Raw genomic sequence first — 18862 nt, forward strand, 5'->3', positions numbered from 1 at the left:
ATCAATATCTGCACATCATTGGGGCAGCCCCGGCTGGCCGACCGCGGCCAGGAGTTTGCGCGTATACGGATGTGACGGTTGCGTGAAAATTTTTCCGACTTCCCCGCTCTCGACGATTTCCCCGCCCTGCATCACCGCCACCCGGTGCGCCATCGCGCCGATCACTTCCAGGTCGTGGCTGATGAACACGTAGCCGAGGTTGTACTTGCGCTGCAGGTTGGCGAGCAGCTTCAGCACCTGCTGCTGGATCGACACGTCGAGCGCGCTGGTGGGCTCGTCGAGCACCAGGATGCTGGGCTCCAGCACCAGCGCGCGGGCGATCGCGATGCGCTGGCGCTGGCCGCCCGAGAACTCGTGCGGGTAGCGATGCAGCACCGTGCGATCGAGCCCGACCTCGCGCAGCACCGCCGTCACGCGCTCGCGCAGCGCCTCGGCGGACAGCTCGGGCCGGTGCAGGGCCAGCCCCTCGCCGACGATGCGCTCGATGGTATGGCGCGGCGAGAGTGAGCCGAACGGATCCTGGAACACCACCTGCATGCGCGCGCGCAGGCGCCGCGCGTCGGCGCCGCGCCAGCTCGCCAGCGGGCGGCCGTCGAATTCGATCCGGCCGGCCTCGATGCGCTGCAGGCCGAGCAGGGCCATCGCCAGGGTCGACTTGCCCGAGCCCGATTCGCCCACCACCCCGAGCGTCTCGCCCTGCCGCACCGACACGCTGACCTGTTTCACCGCCGTGAAGCGCCCGCTGCGGAACCACCCCGCCAGGCCCGGCAACTTCTGCCGAAAGCCGACCGTCACCTCGCGCGCGTCGAGCATCACCGGCGCGATCGGCAGCACCGGCGCGGCGGTGCGCTGCGGCCGGCTGTTCAGCAGCTTGCGCGTGTAGGGATGCTCGGGCTCGGCGAAGATCCGCTCCACCTCGCCGCTCTCCACCAGCCTGCCCTTCTCCATCACCGCCACGCGCTGCGCGAAGCGGCGCACCAGGTTCAGGTCGTGCGTGATCAGCAGGATCGACATGCCGCGCGTGAGCTCGGCGTCGCGCTGCAGGTCCAGCAGCAGCTCGACGATCTGGGCGCGGATCGTCACGTCGAGCGCGGTGGTCGGCTCGTCGGCCAGCAACAGGCGCGGCCGGCAGGCCAGCGCCATCGCGATCATGGCGCGCTGGCGCTGGCCGCCGGAAAGCTGGTGCGGATAGCTGTCGACGCGCCGCTCGGGCTCGGCGATGCCGGTGCGCCCCAGCAGCGCGATGGCACGCGCGCGCGCCTCGCGCCCGGAAACCCCATCGTGCAGCACGATGGTCTCGACGATCTGGTCGCCCACCGTGTAGAGCGGATTGAGCGCCGTCATCGGCTCCTGGAAGATCATCGCGATCTGCGCGCCGCGCAGGCCGCGCATGACGCGCTCGCTGGCCGCGCCGAGCTCGCGCCCGTCGAAGCGGATGCGCCCGCCCTGCTCGGCGTCGCGCAGCAGGCGCAGGATCGCCAGCGCGGTCACGCTCTTGCCCGAGCCCGACTCGCCGACCAGGGCCACGCGCTCGCCGCGGCCGATCGTCAGCGAGACGTCGTCGACGGCCAGCGTGTCGCCGAAGCTCACGCGCAGGTGCTCGATCGACAGCAGAGGCTCGCCCGGCGCCGCAGGGCCGCCGGTCCGATCGGTTGCACCCGCGCCCTGCCCCGGGGCTCGCGGGGCGCTCCCCGGGCCTGCCAGGCCCGCTCGTTCCGGTCGATCCGCCTGCGCCTGCAGCACCGGGCGCTTCGCTCCCAGCGGCGGCCTCATCGCGCACCTCCGGCCGCGCGCGAGGTATCGGCCACGCGCGAATCGAGCGCGTTGCGCAGCGCATCGCCCATGAAGGTCAGCAACAGCAGCGTGAACACCAGCACGATGAAGGTCGCCAGCGAGATCCACCAGGCGTCGAGATTGGCCTTGCCCTGCGAAAGCAGCTCGCCCAGGCTCGGCGTGGGCGGCGGCACGCCCAGGCCGAGGAAGTCGAGGCTGGTCAGCGCCAGGATCGAGCCGCTCATGCGAAACGGCAGGAAGGTGATGACGGGCGTGAGGCTGTTGGGCAGCACGTGGCGCCAGATGATCTGCCAGTTCGACAGGCCCATCGCGCGCGCGGCGCGCACGTAGTCCTGGGTGCGGTTGCGCAGGAACTCGGCGCGCACGTAGTCGGCCAGGCCGATCCAGCCGAACAGCGAGAGCAGCACGATCAGCAGCAGGAAGCTGGGCTCGAAGATCGAGGCGAAGATGATCAGCAGGTAGAGCTCGGGCATCGAGCTCCAGATCTCGATCAGGCGCTGCCCGACGATGTCGATGCGCCCGCCGTAGAAGCCCTGCACCGCGCCGGCCAGGATCCCCAGCACGGTGCCGATCAGGGTCAGCACCAGCGCGAACTCGACCGACACGCAGAAGCCGTAGACCAGCCGCGCGAGCAGGTCGCGCCCTTGCGCGTCGGTGCCCAGCCAGTTGTCGCGCGAAGGCGGCGCCGGGTTCGGCAGCGCCGAGAAGTAGTTCAGCGTCGTGTAGGAATAGCGGTTCGGCGGATAGATCGCGAAGTTGCCCGGCGCGTCGATCCGCTTGCGCACGTAAGGGTCGAGGTAGTCGGCCGGGGTCGGGAAGTCGCCGCCGAAGGTGGTTTCGGCATAGTCCCTGGCGATCGGGAAGTACCAGTGGCCGTCGTAGCGCACCACCAGCGGCTTGTCGTTGGACCACAGCGGCGCGGCCAGGCTGATCGCGAAGGCGACCAGGAACACCACGAAGCTCCAGTAGCCCAGGCGCTGGCGGCGAAAGCGCTGCCAGACGCGGCGCGCGGGAGACGGCGAGACGCGCGCGCGGGCGGCGTCGACGCGGGAGGAAACGGCGGTTCGGCTCAACTCAGCGCTCCAGTTGGTCGAATTGGATCCGGGGGTCGACCCAGACGTAGCAGAGATCGGAAACCAGCTTGGTGACCAGGCCGATCAGCGTGAACAGGTAGAGCGTGCCGAGCACCACCGGGTAGTCGCGGCGGATCACCGACTCGTAGGACAGCAGGCCCAGGCCGTCGAGCGAGAACAGCGTCTCGATCAGCAGGCTGCCCGAGAAGAAGGCGCCGATGAAGGCGGCCGGGAAGCCCACGATCAGCGGCAGCAGCGCGTTGCGGAACACGTGCTTCCAGAGCACGCGCCGCTCCGACAGGCCCTTGGCGCGCGCGGTCAGCACGTACTGCTTGCGGATCTCGTCGAGGAAGGCGTTCTTGGTGAGCATGGTGATCACCGCGAAGCTGCCCACCACCGAGGCCGTGATCGGCAGCACCAGGTGCCAGAGGTAGTCGGTGATCTTGGCGGCCAGGCTCAGCTGGGCGAAGTTGTCCGAGGTCAGGCCGCGCAGCGGGAACAACTGCCAGAACGAGCCGCCGCCGAACAGCACCAGCAGCAGCACGCCGAGCACGAAGCCGGGGATCGCGTAGCCGACCAGCACCGCCAGGCTCGAGGCCACGTCGAAGGGCGTGCCGTTGTAGACCGCCTTGGCGATGCCCAGCGGCACCGAGATCAGGTAGGTCAGCAGGAAGGTCCAGATGCCGATGCTAATCGACACCGGCAGCTTCGAGACCACCAGCGACCAGACGCTCTGGTGATGGAAGTAGCTCTGGCCCAGGTCGAAATGCGCGAAGCGTTCCAGCATCAGGCCGTAGCGCTCGATGGGCGGCTTGTCGAAGCCGTACAGCGCCTTGAGCTGGGCGAGTTGCTGCGGGTCCACGCCCGAGTAGGCGCGCATGCCGAACGGCACGTGGCCCTGCTCGGCACCCTTGCGCAGTTCCTGCATCGCCTGTTCGACCGGCCCGCCCGGCACGAACTGGATCACCGCGAAGGTGATGGTCAGCACGCCGAGCAGGGTCGGGATCATCAGCAGCAGACGTTTGAGGATGTAGCTCCACATAGGCGGGATCGACCAGGCGGCGCGCGCAGCGCGGTTAGGGAAACAACGGGCGCGACGGCCGCGCGGGCCGTGCGCGAAGGGTGGCGCGATGGCGAGGCGAGCCGGCCGGATGCATGCCCACGGCTCAGTGCCCCGCCGCCGAGGCGGCATTCGCGGCATTCGCGGCGGGTTTCTCCCACCACATCGACACCACCCAGTCCTCCGCCGAATAGTACAGCGGCAGCGTCGCGGGGTACGCCAGCCGTCGCTGGTAGGCGACCCGGTGCATGGTGCTGTACCACTGCGGCACGGCATAGTAGCCGTGCATCAGCACGCGGTCGAGCGCGTGGGTGGCGTCGAGCAGTTGCTCGCGCGTCTGCGCCTGCACCAGGGTCTTCAGGATCGTGTCGACGGCCGGCGATTTCAGGCCGATCAGGTTGTCCGAGCCGGTCTGGTCGGCGTAGCGGCTGGCGTAGCGCAGCACCTGCTCGCTGCCCGGCACCTGCACGCCCGGGTAGCGGATCGTGGTCATGTCGTAATCGAAGGCGTCGAGGCGCTTCTGCAGCAGGGCGAAGTCGGCGGTGCGAAAGCGCGCCTCGATGCCGAGCTTGGCGAGATTGCGCTGGTAGACGGCCGCCACCGGCTCCATCGAGCCGCCCGAATCGTCGAGGATCTCGAAGCGGAACGGCTCGCCGCGCGCGTTGCGCAGCGCGCCGTCGCGATAGGTCCAGCCGGCCTGGGCCAGCAGCGCGCGCGCCTGGAGCAGGTTGGCGCGCAGCGAACCCGGCGGATTGGTCGAGGGCTGCTCGGGCATCGGCCCGAACACGGCCGGATCCAGTTGCTTGCGCAACGGTTCCAGGATCGCCAGCTCGCCCTCGCCCGGCGTGCCGGTGGCCTGCAGCTCGGTATCGGCGAAATAGCTGTTCAGGCGCGTGTAGCCGCCGTAGAACAACTGGCGGTTCAGCCATTCGAAGTCGAAGGCCAGGTCCAGCGCCTGGCGCACGCGCACGTCCTGGAACAGTGGCCGGCGCAGGTTCATCATGAAGCCCTGCATGCCCGCGCCGTTGTGCTGGCGGAACTCGTGCTTGACCAGCTCGCCGTTGTCGAAGCGCTTGCCGATGTCGCGTCGCACCCAGTTGCGCGCGATGTACTCGACCAGCACGTCGTATTCGCCGGCCTTGAAGGCCTCCAGGCGCGCCACCCCGTCGCCGTAGAGCTTGTAGACGATATGCGCGAAATTGTTGGTGCCCACCCGCACCGGCAGGTCGGCGCCCCAGTAATGCGGATCGCGCCGGTAGGTGATGTTGCGGCCGGTGTCGTAGCGCTCGATCAGGTAGGGGCCGCTGCCGATCGGCGGCTCGAAGGCCAACTGGTCGAAGGCCACGTGGCTGCCGTCGGGCCGGGCGCCCCACTTGCGCGAGAACACCGGAATCGCGCCGGCGGTGAGCGGCAGTTCGCGGTCCGCGCGCGCGAACTCGAAGCGGATGGTGGCCGCGTCGACCACCACCGCGCGCTTGATCTCGGCGAAATAGGCCGCGTACTGCGGCGCGGCCTGCGGGCTCTTGAGCGTGTCGAACGAATACTTCACGTCGTCGGCCGTGACCGGGTCGCCGTTCGAGAAGCGCGCGCGGGCATTGAGATGGAAGGTGGCCGAGAGCCGGTCCGGCGCGATCGCCACGTCGTCGGCCAGCAGGCCATAGACGCTGGCCGGCTCGTCGGCGCTGCCCGTCATCAGGCTCTCGAACAGCAGGCCGATGCCGGGCGCGGGATTGCCGCGCAGCGTGAAGGGGTTGAACTTGTCGAAGGTGGTGAGCCGGTTCGGGTTGGCCAGCACCAGGGTGCCGCCCTTGGGCGCGTCCGGGTTCACGTAGTCGAAATGCTTGAAGCCGGGCGGATACTTCGGCTCGCCGTATTGCGCGATCGCATAGACGGCATGGGCGGGGGGCGCGGCCGCCACGGCGAACACGGCCAGCAAGGCGGCGATGGCGGCACGCGGGGCGCGGCTGTGCGCGGCGGCCCGGAACGACGGAATCGGCATGAAGGCGGAATCGCTCGTGGTTCGTTGGCGGTGTCGCGCATTCTACCGAGTCCGCTCCGCCAGGTGGGGCATTCGCCGTGCCGGACGGGTGCGCCCTGCCCGTTGCGTCGTCGGGCGCGCAAAAGAAAACCGCCCTCGCGAGGGCGGTTTGTCACCAGCGGGCAGCTCGGCAGCTCGGCGAACCTCCATATATAGGAAGCGCCTTGCACCGGGCCGCGGCCCGGCGATCGTTCAATGACGCCAGCCCGGGCCATCGTGGCCGCCGTGCCAGCCGGGGCCGCCGCTATGCCAGCCCGGGCCGCCGCGCCAGCCGCCGCCGTGGTGGCGATACCACTCGTCGCGGCCCCAGTAGCGGCGGCCATCCCAGTAGCGGTCGCCGTGCCAGCCGATCACGATCGCGGGCGGCGGCGCATAAACGGGCGCCGGCTGATAGTAGACGGGCGGCGGCGGCGCATAGACGGGTGCCGGTGCGACATAGGCCGGAGCGCCGAGGTTGATGCCGACACTGACGCCCGCCATTGCCGCGCCCGACACGAACAGCGCAGCCAGACCGGTCACGAGCGAAGCAACACGCAAGCTTTTCATGGAGTCCCCTTCCGGTGGTTTCATTGAGTGATTCGACTATAGCGACTCGGGCCCCGCCCGCATATTTCCACTTTGTAAGAACTGATGCGCGGCATCGCGTGACATGCGCATCCCTAACGTCTTGTTACATTTCGCCGGACTCGACCCCGGCCGGGGCGGCGAATGCGCGAGGATGCGGGTCGATGGAGGATCGCGGGGGGTGTCGAGCGCCATAGACGGCGCGCGTATTGTAGCGGCGAGCGTGCGAACGCGCGCCGGGGGCGCCGGCGCGAAGCCGGCGCAATGGTCATCCAGTGTGGCCCGGCGCGCGATTCAGCGCGACCAGGCGCCGTCGAGCAGCGCGTCGATCTCCTCGCGCGTCGGCGCGGTGGCCGGCCCGAAGCGCGTGACCGCCAGCGCGGCCGCCGCATTCGCGCGCCGCGCCGCGACCAGCGGCGCATGGCCCTCGGCGAGCGCGGCGAGCAGCACGCCGGTATGCGCGTCGCCGGCGCCGTTGCTGTCGATCGCCTCGACCTCGAAGGCCGCCACCCGCGCGGGCACGCCGTCGATCGACACCACGCAGCCCTGCTCGGCATCGCGCACGATCGCCAGCGCGCCGGCCGGCAGCCGCGCGACGAGCTCGGCCAGCGCAGCCTCGACGCTCGCGCAACCGCTATGGCGCAGCGCCTCCTCGCGATTGCCGGTCCAGACCCGCGTGCGCCGCATCACGCGCGCGAGCAGCGCCGACTCGATGCTGTCGACCAGCGGGCCGGGATCGAAGGCCACCACCACCGATTCGGGCAGCGTCTCGAGCCAGTCCGCCAGCAGCGCGCCCTTGTCGGGCACGCACAAGCCGTAGCCCGTCACATAGACGATGTCGCGCGGCGTCACCGCCAGCGCGTCGAGCACGTCACGCTCCAGCACCGCCTCGGCGCCGAGATGGGTGACGAAGGTGCGCTCGGTACTGGCGTCGACGATCGCCACGCAGATGCCGGTATCGCGATCGAGCACGCGCGGCGCGGCCAGCTCGGCGCCCTCGGCGGCCAGCGCCTGGCGCGCCAGCTCGCCGAAGCGCCCGGTGCCGTGGCCGCCGGCATAGACGCAGGCCATGCCGCTGCGCCGCGCGGCCGCGATCACGTTGAAACCGCCGCCCACCTCGAAGCGCGCCTCGGAAGCCAGCACGTCGCCGCCGGGCGGCGGCAGCGCGCCCACGCGCATGATCAAGTCCACCAATACCTGTCCCGTATGAATCAGACGGGGAACTGCCAAACTCATGACATACGCTCCTGCAGACCACGATTGCGCCGCGCGCCGCCGAGCAGCGCATAGAGGCCGCCCGCGACGATGAAGGTGACGATCCAGCCCAGGCCGTTGCGGCCCAGCCAGCTGCCGGCGAAGGGCCCGTGGAAGCCGTGCTCGCCGCCGATCGACAGGAAGCTGAAGCCCAGCACGATGGCCAGCGCCCAGGCGCCGAACGCGCGCCATTCCACGCCGCCACGATACCAGTAGGCGCTGGCCGGGCTGACATCGAGCAGGGCCTCGGGCCGGTAGCCGTCGCGGCCGGCCAGGTCGACGATGAAGATGCCGACCCAGGCCGTGATCGGCACCGCCAGCAGCGAGATGAAACCGATGAAGGGGCCGTAGAAGCTGCCCTCGATCAGCATGAAGTAGATCGAGCCGGTGGAGATCACCACGACGTCGACCACCACCGCCTGCACGCGCTTGACCTTCAGGCCCAGCGTGAGCGTGGTGAGCCCGGCCGAATAGACCGACAAATAGTTCGACAGCAGCAGCCCGCCGAAGGCGGCGATCAGGTAGGGAATCGCCATCCAGTGGGGCAGCAGATCGCGGATCGCGGCGATCGGGTCGGTGGCCGAGGCGAGCTTGTCGTTGCCCACCGCGAGCAGCGCGCCGAGCGTGATCAGCAGGATCAGCGGGATGCCCGCGCCGAACGCGGCCGAGGCGACCAGCGAGCCGGCCTTCACCTCGCGCGCCTGGTAGCGCGACATGTCCGCGCCGGCGTTGGCCCAGCCGATGCCGGTGCCGCCCGCGATGGTGCCGATGCCGATGATCACCGCGCTGGCCGGCGCCGGGGCCGCCGCGAACACCGCGTGCCAGTCGATCGCCTGGGCAAGGAAGCCGGCCACCACCAGGTTCAGCGCGCCGAAGACCCAGGTCGACCACTTCTGGATCACCAGCAGGGTGGCGTGGCCGAGGCCCGACACCACCAGGGTGGCCGCCACGAAGATCGCGATGAACAGCAGCGTGAGCAGCGGATGCGCCTTGGCCTCGGCCGAGCCGCCGAACACGATCGAGAACAGCGAGAGCAGCACGTAGGCGCCGGTGGTGGTGTTGACGGTTTCCCAGCCGAGCCGCGAGAGCAGCGAGACGATGGTCGGCCCGATGTTGCCACGCACGCCGAACACCGCGCGCGAGAGCGTCAGGCTCGGCGCATGGCCGCGCCGCCCGGCGATCGAGATCACCCCGACCAGCGCGAACGAGCCGGCCGCGCCGACCACCGCCACCAGCATCGCCTGCCAGATCGCCAGGTGCTGGAAGGCCACCAGGGTGGCGCCCAGCGGCAGCGCCAGGATGCTGATGTTGGCGGCGAACCAGACCCAGAACAGTTGCAGCGGATGGCCGCGACACTCGTCGTCGGGTACCGGTTCGATGCCGCGCGCCTCGATCTTGCCGGCGTGCGCGGGGTTGCGGGACGAAGCCATCTGTCTGTCTCCTGGAGCTGGGTGGGGAACGCGCGGGATGCGCGGGGCTCGCGCTAGCCGCGCGGGCCCCGTGCGCCGCGCAAGGCGAGCAGTTGCGCGCTGAGCCCATCGAGATCGAGCGCGCTGACGCGGCGCACGGTCTCGACGAGTGACTGGGGCAGTGCCTGGTAGCCGGCGCAGGCGCCGAGCATCGCGCCGAGCATCGCGGCGATGGTGTCGGTGTCGCCGCCGAGGCTGGCCGCGCTGGCCAGCGAGGCCTCGATCGCGGTGCCGTGGCGTCGCGCGTCGTGGGCCAGCGCGAAGGCCGCCACCACCGATTCCTGCGAGGCCACCGAGGTGCCGACCACTTCGTACAGCCAGTCGGCCAGCGCCTCGCCGCTGCGCGCGGCGCTCTCGCCCGCCACCCAGCGCAGCCGCGCGCCGATGCGCGCGCCGGCGATCCAGTTGCCGCGCGTCTCGCCGAGCTCGGCGAAACGTGCGCCGGCCTCCAGCGCCTCGCCCAGCGAGGCGCCCTCGATGCCGGCCGACACGACGGCCGCCACCGCGGCCGCGCTGGCGATGCCGAGCGTGGTGTGATGGGTCACCAGGCAGGAACCGACCACCGCCTCCACGAAGGCCTCGGGATCGGCCAGCGAGGTGGCGATGCCCACCGGCGTGACGCGCATCGCGGCGCCGTTGGTGGTGCCGAAGCGGCCCGCCAGCGAGACGTCCTCGCCGTCGACGATGGCCTGCGTGGCGCGCCGCGTGGAGGGGCCGAGCAGGTCCAGCGAGCCGCGCGCCTTCATGTCGGCTTCCCAGGCGATCAGGCGCCGCGCGAACTCGAGCGGCGCGATCGCGCCCTGCCCGTCCACCAGCAGCTGCGCCACCAGCACCGCCTGCTCGGTGTCGTCGGTGATGGCGCCGGCGCGCATGTTCGGCGCGATCGGCTGGTCGGGGCCCGCGTCGAGCAGGCCCGTGACGCGGCCGAAGCGTTCGCGGATGGTCTCGCGGCTCAGGGCCTGGGTCGGCATGCCGAAGGCATCGCCCAGCGCGAGGCCGTAGAAGGCGCCGCGCGCGCGGTCCAGGCGCGCGGCATCGGCCTGGTCGGGGTGGAGAAACGAATCAGTACGGTCGATCGACATCAGAATTCCAGGTGCAGGGCAAAGTGGGCAGGGTCGAGCAGGCTCACCACGTACTCGATCACGCGGTTCTCGCGGTCGCGCGTGAGGCGCCGCGAGCGCAGGAAGGGCGTGCCGGCGCGGCGCTTGAGCAGCCGCGCGTCCTCGGCCTCCAGGCCGACCACCTCGGCCCATTGCTCGCCGTGGTCGGCCACCATGCCGTGCTCGGCCAGCGTGCGGTTCAGCGAGCCGCCCACCAGCCCTTCGAGCGGCAGCGCGGCCAGTTCGTCGGAGAACGGCAGGCGGCTGCGTTCCAGCGAGATATGCGCGGCCGTGTCGCCGATCACGCGCATCCGGTCGATCGCCACGAAGCGCGCGCCGGCCAGGCCCAGCTCGGCCGCCAGCGCCTCGTCGTCGATGATCGCGATCTGCAGCAGCTTGGTCTGCGCGCTGCCGCCGGCACGCTCCAGCGCGGTGGTCCAGCCCAGCGAGCCGTCGATGGCCTGGCCGTGGAAGGTCACGAAGGAGCCGATCCCGCCGCGCCGCGTGATCAGGCCGCTGCTGGTGAGCAGGTCGAGGCCCTTGCGGACCGTGTTGCGGCTCACCGCGAAACGCTCGACCAGCTCGCTCTCGCTCTCGAGCTGCTGGCCATAGGGCAGCCGCCCGCTCAGGATGTCCCGCTCGAGCTCCGCTGCCACCCGGTGTGCCTTGGAACGCCCGACTTCGGACGTCCTGGCCGATTTACGCACCATCTTCTGTCTCCTGTCAGCAAGTGCCGCGCGGCCCCGGTTTCCGGTAGCGGAAAGCCGTTCGCGCGTCGCAAAAGGTACAAGTATGCACAGGTTTGACGACGGGCGGCGCCGGAAGGTGGATCGGGACGGACGCATGGTGATGACGGAAGCTCGGCTCACTCGCTGAAACGATCGATGAAGGGAACGGGAAAACCCGGGCGGCGGGCTCAGAAGCGATGCACCATGCCGAGCTGGAAGCCGCGCGCGTCCGCCCCCGGATAGGCCAGCGGCAGGCCCGCGTTGGCGGAGCCGGCCAGCCGGTACGAGGCGTCGCCGCGGTTCTGCAGGAAGGACAGCGCGCCGTACAGCGAGGTGCGCTTGGAGAACGTATAGGTATAGAGCGCGGCGATCTGCCGGGCGTTGGCGCCCTGCCCCGTCTCGTCGTGCAGGTAGGTGCCGCCCAGCGACAGGGCCTGCGCGGGCGTCACCTGGTAGAGCGCCGAGATGCCGTAGATATTCACGTCGAGGCCGATGTCGGCCCACTTCGCGCCGCTCCAGCCGAGATAAACGGTGGTCTTGCCGATCTGGTAGCCGGCGCCCACCTCGGCGGTGCGGTCGAGCGTGCCGTTGTCGGCGCTGCGCACCGCCTGGGCCGCCGCGATCGCCGAGAACGGGCCGCGCGCGTAGGTCACGTCGGCCTGGTAGCTGGCGCCGCCCGAGCGCAACCCGCCCGCGTCGCCGAAGCCGACATAGACGCTGAACTGCAGCCCCGACAGCGAGGGCGACGTATAGGAGACCGTATTGCTGGTGCGCACCGCGTAGGTTTCCATGTTGCTGAAACCGGAAGCCTGGGTGGCCGCGCCGAACGCGTCGAGCCCGCCCTGATCGTTGAACAGCGGCGAGTTCTGGCGGCCCACGTGCACCTCGCCCCAGTTGCCGCCCAGCCCGACCCAGGCCTGGCGGCTGAACATCGAGCCCGGCGTGGCGAAGCTGCCGTCGTTCGGGTTGAAGCCGTTCTGCAGGTCGAAGTTGACGTAGTTGCCGCCGCCGATGTCCTCGTGGCCGCGCAGCCCGATCCGGCTGGCCCACTGCCCCGACGAACCGATCGCCGCGGTGTAGCCATTGCCGGTGTTCACGTACTGGAAGAACTCGTCGATGATGCCGTACAGCGTGACGCTCGAATCGGCATGGGCGACGAGCGGCAGCAGGCCGGCGGCGAGCGCGAACGTCAGACGCGACAGACGGAAGGACATCGTGGAACCCTGGTCGGATGGGATGCGGTCGTTTCGACCGGCCTGTTCCTCTAAAAAGTACATGTAGGAACAGGCGCAAAATTAAGGTTCCAATTTGAACAAGTCAAGCAGGCATCACTAGGGGAAAACCGCAGGGGGCCCCGCCCCGCTTTCCTCGGAGGAAAGCGGAACCCTGGTGGGCGACGAGGCGATGGAAGGCCCGGGATGGCCGAGGCACGGCCGGGTCGCGGCAAGCGGTGCGGGCACTCGCGCCGGGGAAGCGGCGAGGCGGGGAATTGCGTGGAATGGCGGGGAAAGGAAGGCGGGAGAACGAAACGGATCAGGCGGGAAACCGCCGGCGCGAGCGCGCCGGCGATTCGAACCGCACGAGCAAGCGCGGGATCAGACCACCAGCGAGCCCTCGGCCGCGCCGGTCATGCGATTCAAGGCAATCCGGCGCGCCTCGTCGAGCGTGGCGGCTACCTCCACCGGCACCCCGAAGGCCCGCTCGATGCCCGGCGCGCGCTCGAGCGCGGCCTCGCGCTCGAGCGGCTCCGGCTCGATCGAGATCAACGCGCGGCAGATCGCGGCCAGTGCCTCGCGGTTCTGCTTGAGCCAGAGGCCGCGCTGCTTGCGGTCCTCGTGCCCTTCCTCAGGGCGGCCGGCCGGGAAGATCATCACGAACGGCATGCCGATCCGCAACAGGGTCTGCATCTCGTCCTCCCAGCGCGCGGCGTAACCGTCCTCGATCGTCTCGTTGCGCATCAGGACGAAGGGAAATTCGCGCAGGTCGAAGATGCGCAGCGCCGGGGTGCTGGTGGTTCGGGTAGTCATGGTGAACGCTCCATCGAATTCGGGTTTTGCAACCACACGAGGAGCATTGTTGGCCGGCGGCGGGCAAAGCTGATAATGTCGTTTGGTCAAAAAATAATGAATTCCGGCCATGACCGCCAACCCGGCTTCATCCCCGCCCGACGGCAACTCGATACGCCACGACGCCATCGAGCGGCTCGACGGCCCGATCCTGATCGCCCTGCCCGGCGGCGAGCGCCATGGCCCGCACGCCTATCGCCTCGGCACGCGCGAGATCGACTGGCACCAGCACCGGCGCGGCCAGGTGTTCTGCATCGAGAGCGGCTGCGTGCACGTGCGCACCCCGCACGGCTCCTGGCTGCTGCCGCCGCACCGGGCCGGCTGGATTCCGCCCGGGGTGCCGCACAAGGTCAGCATCAGCGGCGCGCTGAGCGGCTGGAGCGTGGCGATCGCGCCCGCGGCGAGCCGCACCCTGCCGGCCGAACCCTGCGTGATCGCGACCACCGAGCTGATGGCGGCCCTGGTGCGCCGCGCCGTGAGCTGGTATGGGCGCGACACGCTGAGCGCCGAGGAAACGCGCATCAGCCGCGTGCTGCTCGACGAGATCCGCCGCGCGCCGCACGAACCGCTGCACCTGCCGATGCCGGCCGACCGGCGCCTGCTGAAGATCGCCCGGCGCATCCTCGCGCAGCCGCACGAGGGCCGCACGCTGGAGGACTGGGCGCAATGGGGCGGCTTGTCGGCGCGCACGCTGAGCCGCCTGTTCCAGGCCGAGACCGGCACCAGCTTCGCGCAGTGGCGGCAGCAGGCGCGCCTGACGCTGGCGCTGGAGCGCCTGGCCGGCGGCGCGCTGGTCGCCAACGTGGCCGATGCGCTCGGCTACGCCACGCCGAGCAATTTCATCGCGATGTTCCGGCGCGCGTTCGGCGATTCGCCCGCGCATTACTTCGCGCGTCGGCGCGAAGGCTGAGCTCGGGCTGGCGCTGGTGGCAGCGCGCCGCCAAGGACGAAGCCGGCGCGGCGCGCAGCGGCAGCCGCGCCCACCACCGGCAAGCAGCCAGGAAGAAAAAGGGCCGCGCGCGATCCTCGCGCGCGGCGCGCGGCGCGTGCGGGATCTGCCAAGCATCGCGCACGCGACGAAACCGTGGAGACCGCGCTAGAGCAGCACCGCCTCCTGCTCGATCGCGCCGGGCTCGTCCTCGCTGCCGCCCGCCTCGGCCGCCTCGCGCTCGGAGACGATGCGCCCCGGCACCTCGTCCGCGATCCGGCCGCGCAGGAGCCAGTCCAGCACCATCGGCCAGAGCCTGCCCTCGAAGCGGCTGTGGAAGAAGGCGAAATGGCCGATCGCGGTTTCGCCCACCTGCTCAGGATTCAGGCGCAGATGGGTGACGCGGCTGCGGGTGAAGTAGCGCAGCAGCCGCTCGATCGCGGCGACCGTGCCGAACGGGTCGTCGCTCACGCTGAGCGCCAGGATCGGCGCGCGCAGGGCCGCGAAGCGCTGCACCAGCGCGCGGCGCTCGCGCTCGCCGCGCCGGATCGGCGCGCGCCGGTAGGTGTGCTCGAACTCGGCGCGGCTGCGGCTCCAGGACAGCGCCACGCCGCGCGGCGTGTCCTCCATCCAGCCGAGCCGCCGCGCCGGGAAATAACCGCACAGCGCGCTCACGAGCGGCATCACCAGGTGCCACTTCCACAGCATCGATACCCGGCTGCGCGGCGCGTAATCGCGCCAGTGCGCGTATTGCGCGCCCATCGTGAAGACGCGGCGCACCAGATGGTTCGAGGGCGCCAGGCCCAGCGCCACCCCGCCGATGCTGTGCGCGACCACGTCGATCGGCTGGCCGGGAAAGGCCGTCGAGGCGTAACGCAGCACCGCCTCGGCATCGCGCTCGCCCCAGTCGAGCCAGCTCGCCTCGAATCGCGCCAGCACCGGCGGGCGCGATTCGCCGATGCCGCGGTAGTCGTAGACGATCGCATCGCAGCCGTGGCGATGCAGCCAGGCCGCGAAGCGGAAGTAGTAGCGGCAGCGCACCGAGGTGGCCGCGTTGACCACCACCACCGGGCGCGGCGCGAGCGGATCGGGCGGCGCGGCCTGACGCCAGACGAAGCCGCCGATCGGATAACCGTCCCCGGCGACGATGGTGACCGGCTCGGGCCCGGCGTCGGCCGCGTGGTCCATGTCGCGCGTCTTTCCAGTCGTATCGGCCATTTTCCCTCACATACCCGCAGTGCATGCCATGCCCATTCCGCTTGATCGCAGGGCAGGCTCCGAGCGCTATTGCACTTGACCGCCCCGCTCGACTCAATCAATCTTCTTGCATTGATCGCATGAGGCTCGCGCATGACAGTCCCGCTCATCAAACTCCCCTCGCTCGATCTCCTGCGCGGTTACGTGGCCGTCGGCCGGCGCATGAGCATCACGCTCGCCGCCCAGGACCTGTGCCTCACGCAATCGGCCGTGAGCCGCCAGGTGAATGCGCTCGAGGAGGCGCTCGGCACGCGCCTGTTCCACCGCGGTTACCGCTCGATCTCGTTTACGCCCGAGGGCGAGCGCCTGTTCCGCGTCGCCGACGAAGCCGTGCGCCAGTTGCAGGACAGCGTGGAGGCCCTGACCCATCCCAAGGCGCCCCAGCCCGTGACCATCACCGCCAGCATCGGCGTGGCGGGCCTGTGGCTGCTGCCGCGGCTCGGCGAGTTGCAGCAGGCGCATCCCGGCGTCGACCTGCGGGTGGCCGCCACCGACAAGCTGCTCGACCTGCGCGCCGAGGGCATCGACCTGGCGATCCGCTACGCGGCGGCCGACCACGCGCCGGCCAGCTCGGTGCGGCTGTTCGACGAGACCATCGTGCCGGTGGCGCATCCCTCGCTGGGCGTCACCGCGCTGGATGCCGACACGCTGGCGCGCCACGCGCTGCTCGAATTCGACGGCCCGCGCCGCCCGCTTCTGCAATGGGCAGATCATCTCGGCGCGCTCGGCCTGGAGGCCGCGCAGCGGCGCGGCGTGCTGCGCTTCAATCAATACGACCAGGTGATCCAGGCCGCGCTGGCCGGGCGCGGCATCGCGCTGGGACGCGTGGCCCTGGTCGCGCCGCTGCTGGCCGACGGCCGGCTCGCCGCGATCGGCGAGTCCGACTCGCATCGCGCCACCGGCTACGCCTACTGGCTGCACCAGGTCGATCCCGAGCCGCGCGAGGACGTGCGCGCGGTGATCGACTGGATCCTGGCCGCCACCGGGGTCGAACCCGCGCGCAAGCTGGAGTTCGACGAGCAGGGCGCGCGCTGATTCGCACCTGGAGGCCGTCGACTGCCCAGGCATGTCGATACGGCGGATCGCCGGGCTGCTGGCTCCCGCCCGCCGGCGCCTGCATCGATGCGCATCGCATGCGACCCCTTTCATGCGGCCCGCGCATGCGAAGCGTGCCGCATTCTCACTTGATGCACGCTCCCGCCAGGCGCTTAATTGAGGCCCGGCGGCCCGCGACGGCTGGCGTCGCGCTCGCGACGCGTGCCGCGCGACATGAGAAGGAGACCTATGCAGATCCGTTCCGAGGAGGCCTGGCGCCACCGCTGGCTGCTGGTGATCATGGGCGGCATCGTGATGGGCGGCGCGCTGGGCGTGCGCAACGTGCAGGGCCTGTTCCTGATGCCGGTCACGCTCGATCACGGCTGGAGCCGCGAGACCTTCGGCCTCGCGCTGGCGCTGCAGAACCTGCTATGGGGCATCGCCCAGCCCTTCACCGGCATGATCGCCGACCGCTACGGCTCGGCGCGCGTGATCTTCGCAGGCGCCGTGCTCTACGCGCTCGGCCTGGTGGTGATGGCGCTGGCGGCCACGCCCGGCGTCTACACGCTCGGCACCGGCCTGATGGTCGGCATCGCGCTGTCGGGCACCGCCTTCGGGGCCGTATACGGCGCGCTCTCGCGGCTGTTCCCGGCCGAGCATCGCGGCTGGGCGCTCGGCATGGCCGGCACCATCGGCGGCCTCGGCCAGTTCGTGATGGTGCCGCTCGCGCAGGGCATGATCGATTCGATCGGCTGGGTGCGCGCCAGCTTCGTGCTGGCCGCCGTGATGCTGGCCACCGCGCCGCTCGCGGCCTGGCTGCGCGACCGGCCGCCGGCGCGCGGCGCCGAGGGCGGCAGCCACCAGACGATGCGCGCCGCGGTACGCGAGGCGCTCACGCATCGCGGCTTCTGGCTGCTCAACATCGGCTTCTTCGCCTGCGGCTTCCAGCTCGCCTTCATCGCCGCGCACATGCCGGCCTACCTGCTCGATCGCGGCATGAGCGCGCGCCAGGCCAGCATCGCGCTGGCCACCATCGCCCTGGCCAACACGCTCGGCACCTTCCTGTGCGGTTATGCCGGCGGCATCTGGCGGCGCAAGTACCTGCTGGCCGGCATCTACTTCACGCGCGCGATCTCGATGGCGCTGTTCATCCTGCTGCCGCTCACGCCCGCCAGCCTCTACCTGTTCTCCTTCGTCACCGGCCTGATCTGGCTCGGCACGGTGCCGCTCACCAACGGCCTGGTCTCGCAGGTGTTCGGCGTGCGCTATATCGCGACGCTGTTCGGCTTCGTGTTCTTCGGCCACCAGCTAGGCAGCTTCTTCGGCGTCTGGCTCGGCGGCGTCGTCTACGACGCCACCCACTCCTACCTGCCGCTCTGGTACGGCTCGATGGCGCTCGGCGTGGCCGCTGGCCTGCTGCACCTGCCGATCAACGACCGCAGCGTGCCGCGCCTGTCGGGCCCGGCCCCCGCCGCGCAGCCGGTATGAAGCCGCGCCGCGATCCCCGCACCGCCTGGGCGACAAGCGCGACTCGGGCGGGCCGTGAGGTCTCGCCCGGCCCCGCCCGGCAGGCGAGGCACAGCGCGGCCCGCCTCGGGCTGCCCGGGCGGCCCTCGCTGCGCGGCGTGCTGCTGGGCCTGCTGGCGGCCGCGCTGCTGGCCGTCACCTTCGCGGCCTGGCTCACGCCCTCGTCGATGCTCGCCCTGCTGACGGGCTTTTCCCTGTGCGGATGAGGCGGGCCACGACGACCTCGCGCGCCGCGCGCCAAGCTCGCTGAATCGAAGCCCGCCCGGCTAGGCTAGGCCTGGTTGCCCGGCTCCAGGCCCCTGAACTGCACCACCAGCTCGATATCGTTGCGCACCGCCAGCTTCTTCATGGCCGACGCCTTCTGCGTGCTGACGGTCTTCACGCTGCGGCACACCTGGCGCGCGATCTCGCTGACCCGCATGCCGCGCGAGATCATCCGCACCACCTCGTATTCGCGCTTGGTCAGCGTCGCGCGGCGCCCCTCGCCCTGCTTCGACAGGAAACCGAGCTGCGCGCCGGACAGGGCCACCGCCACCTCGGGATCGATGTACCGCTGGTCGGCCGCGACGGTGCGCACCGCGGCGGCGAGACGCGAGAAGGTCGCGTTCGCCTTGCACAGGAAACCGCGCACGCCGATCCCGAACAGCTTGCGCACCAGGGCCGGGTCGTCGTGCATGGTCAGCATCAGGATCCTGAGCTCGGGATGGCTGCGCTTGAGGCATTCGATGAGCGGCAGGCCGTCGAAGGCGCCGGCCTGGTCGAAGGCGTAATCGCAGATCAGCACGTCGCAGGACGACCTGGCGAGGACCGTGCCGAGCATCGCCGGGTCGCAGGCGCTGGCCGTCACGGTGATGTCGGCCTCGTGGTCGAGCATCCTGGTGATGCCCACCATCACGACGGGATGGTCGTCGGCCACCACGACGCGAATGGTTCCGGTGGAATCGCGATCCTGCTGTTTCATGACATTGT

The 18862-nt window shown here is 70.4% G+C and carries 17 protein-coding genes; 4 read left to right on the plus strand and 13 right to left on the minus strand.

Annotation, left to right across the window (positions count from 1 at the left end; all coding sequences use genetic code 11):
• Nucleotides 1-15: 15 nt before the first annotated feature.
• The 11 genes from BM43_RS36120 to BM43_RS36170 form a co-directional block, all read right to left on the minus strand.
• A complete protein-coding gene (locus BM43_RS36120) occupies nt 16-1773 on the minus strand; it encodes an ABC transporter ATP-binding protein (protein WP_036050815.1) in 1758 nt (585 codons plus the stop codon).
• Nucleotides 1770-2867 carry an ABC transporter permease gene (locus BM43_RS36125; protein ID WP_013698556.1) on the minus strand — a complete coding sequence of 366 codons (1098 nt, stop codon included), beginning with the start codon at nt 2865-2867 and terminating at the stop codon, nt 1770-1772. The genes BM43_RS36120 and BM43_RS36125 overlap by 4 nt, the downstream gene beginning before the upstream one ends.
• 1 nt (nt 2868) lies before the next feature.
• Nucleotides 2869-3909, minus strand: coding sequence for a microcin C ABC transporter permease YejB (locus tag BM43_RS36130; RefSeq protein WP_013698557.1), 1041 nt, complete (start codon nt 3907-3909; stop codon nt 2869-2871).
• 124 nt (nt 3910-4033) lie between these two features.
• A complete protein-coding gene (locus BM43_RS36135; protein ID WP_042283080.1) occupies nt 4034-5926 on the minus strand; it encodes an extracellular solute-binding protein in 1893 nt (630 codons plus the stop codon).
• Between the two features lie 231 nt (nt 5927-6157).
• The gene (locus BM43_RS36140) at nt 6158-6511 is read right to left on the minus strand and encodes a hypothetical protein (protein WP_036050814.1); all 354 of its coding nucleotides are present in this window, start codon (nt 6509-6511) and stop codon (nt 6158-6160) included.
• Nucleotides 6512-6823: 312 nt separating this feature from the next.
• Nucleotides 6824-7765, minus strand: coding sequence for a PfkB family carbohydrate kinase (locus BM43_RS36145; RefSeq protein WP_036050812.1), 942 nt, complete (start codon nt 7763-7765; stop codon nt 6824-6826).
• Nucleotides 7762-9213, minus strand: coding sequence for a purine-cytosine permease family protein (locus tag BM43_RS36150; protein ID WP_036050809.1), 1452 nt, complete (start codon nt 9211-9213; stop codon nt 7762-7764). Before BM43_RS36150 ends, BM43_RS36145 begins: the two co-directional genes overlap by 4 nt.
• Nucleotides 9214-9266: 53 nt before the next feature.
• Nucleotides 9267-10334 (minus strand): ADP-ribosylglycohydrolase family protein, encoded by a 1068-nt coding sequence (locus BM43_RS36155; RefSeq protein ID WP_042283076.1) that lies wholly within the window; start codon nt 10332-10334, stop codon nt 9267-9269.
• A complete protein-coding gene (locus BM43_RS36160) occupies nt 10334-11062 on the minus strand; it encodes a GntR family transcriptional regulator (protein WP_013698563.1) in 729 nt (242 codons plus the stop codon). The genes BM43_RS36155 and BM43_RS36160 overlap by 1 nt, the downstream gene beginning before the upstream one ends.
• 206 nt (nt 11063-11268) lie before the next feature.
• Nucleotides 11269-12294 (minus strand): porin, encoded by a 1026-nt coding sequence (locus BM43_RS36165; protein ID WP_036050808.1) that lies wholly within the window; start codon nt 12292-12294, stop codon nt 11269-11271.
• A 381-nt stretch (nt 12295-12675) separates the two neighbouring features.
• Entirely contained in the window at nt 12676-13107 is a 432-nt protein-coding gene (locus BM43_RS36170) for a hypothetical protein (RefSeq protein ID WP_036050805.1), read from the minus strand.
• Nucleotides 13108-13216: 109 nt separating this feature from the next.
• Between BM43_RS36170 and BM43_RS36175 the strand changes: the two genes are divergently transcribed.
• Entirely contained in the window at nt 13217-14056 is an 840-nt protein-coding gene (locus BM43_RS36175) for an AraC family transcriptional regulator (RefSeq protein ID WP_063769124.1), read from the plus strand.
• Between the two features lie 186 nt (nt 14057-14242).
• On the opposite strand, the gene BM43_RS36180 is transcribed toward BM43_RS36175, so the two are convergent.
• Nucleotides 14243-15292 (minus strand): alpha/beta hydrolase family protein, encoded by a 1050-nt coding sequence (locus tag BM43_RS36180; protein WP_043217590.1) that lies wholly within the window; start codon nt 15290-15292, stop codon nt 14243-14245.
• 132 nt (nt 15293-15424) lie between these two features.
• Here BM43_RS36180 and BM43_RS36185 point away from each other — a divergent pair, with 132 nt between their 5' ends.
• The 3 genes from BM43_RS36185 (at nt 15425) to BM43_RS41095 (ending at nt 18099) form a co-directional block, all read left to right on the plus strand.
• Entirely contained in the window at nt 15425-16366 is a 942-nt protein-coding gene (locus BM43_RS36185) for a LysR substrate-binding domain-containing protein (RefSeq protein WP_036050797.1), read from the plus strand.
• A 249-nt stretch (nt 16367-16615) separates the two neighbouring features.
• The gene (locus BM43_RS36190; protein ID WP_036050794.1) at nt 16616-17854 is read left to right on the plus strand and encodes an MFS transporter; all 1239 of its coding nucleotides are present in this window, start codon (nt 16616-16618) and stop codon (nt 17852-17854) included.
• Nucleotides 17851-18099, plus strand: a complete 249-nt coding sequence (locus BM43_RS41095; RefSeq protein ID WP_036050791.1) for a hypothetical protein — start codon at nt 17851-17853, stop codon at nt 18097-18099. The genes BM43_RS36190 and BM43_RS41095 overlap by 4 nt, the downstream gene beginning before the upstream one ends.
• A gap of 65 nt (nt 18100-18164) precedes the next feature.
• On the opposite strand, the gene BM43_RS36195 is transcribed toward BM43_RS41095, so the two are convergent.
• Nucleotides 18165-18854, minus strand: a complete 690-nt coding sequence (locus tag BM43_RS36195; RefSeq protein ID WP_042283067.1) for a response regulator — start codon at nt 18852-18854, stop codon at nt 18165-18167.
• Between the last annotated feature and the right edge of the window lie 8 nt (nt 18855-18862).

The sequence above is a fragment of the Burkholderia gladioli genome (assembly GCF_000959725.1).
Classification (GTDB): Bacteria; Pseudomonadota; Gammaproteobacteria; order Burkholderiales; family Burkholderiaceae; genus Burkholderia; species Burkholderia gladioli.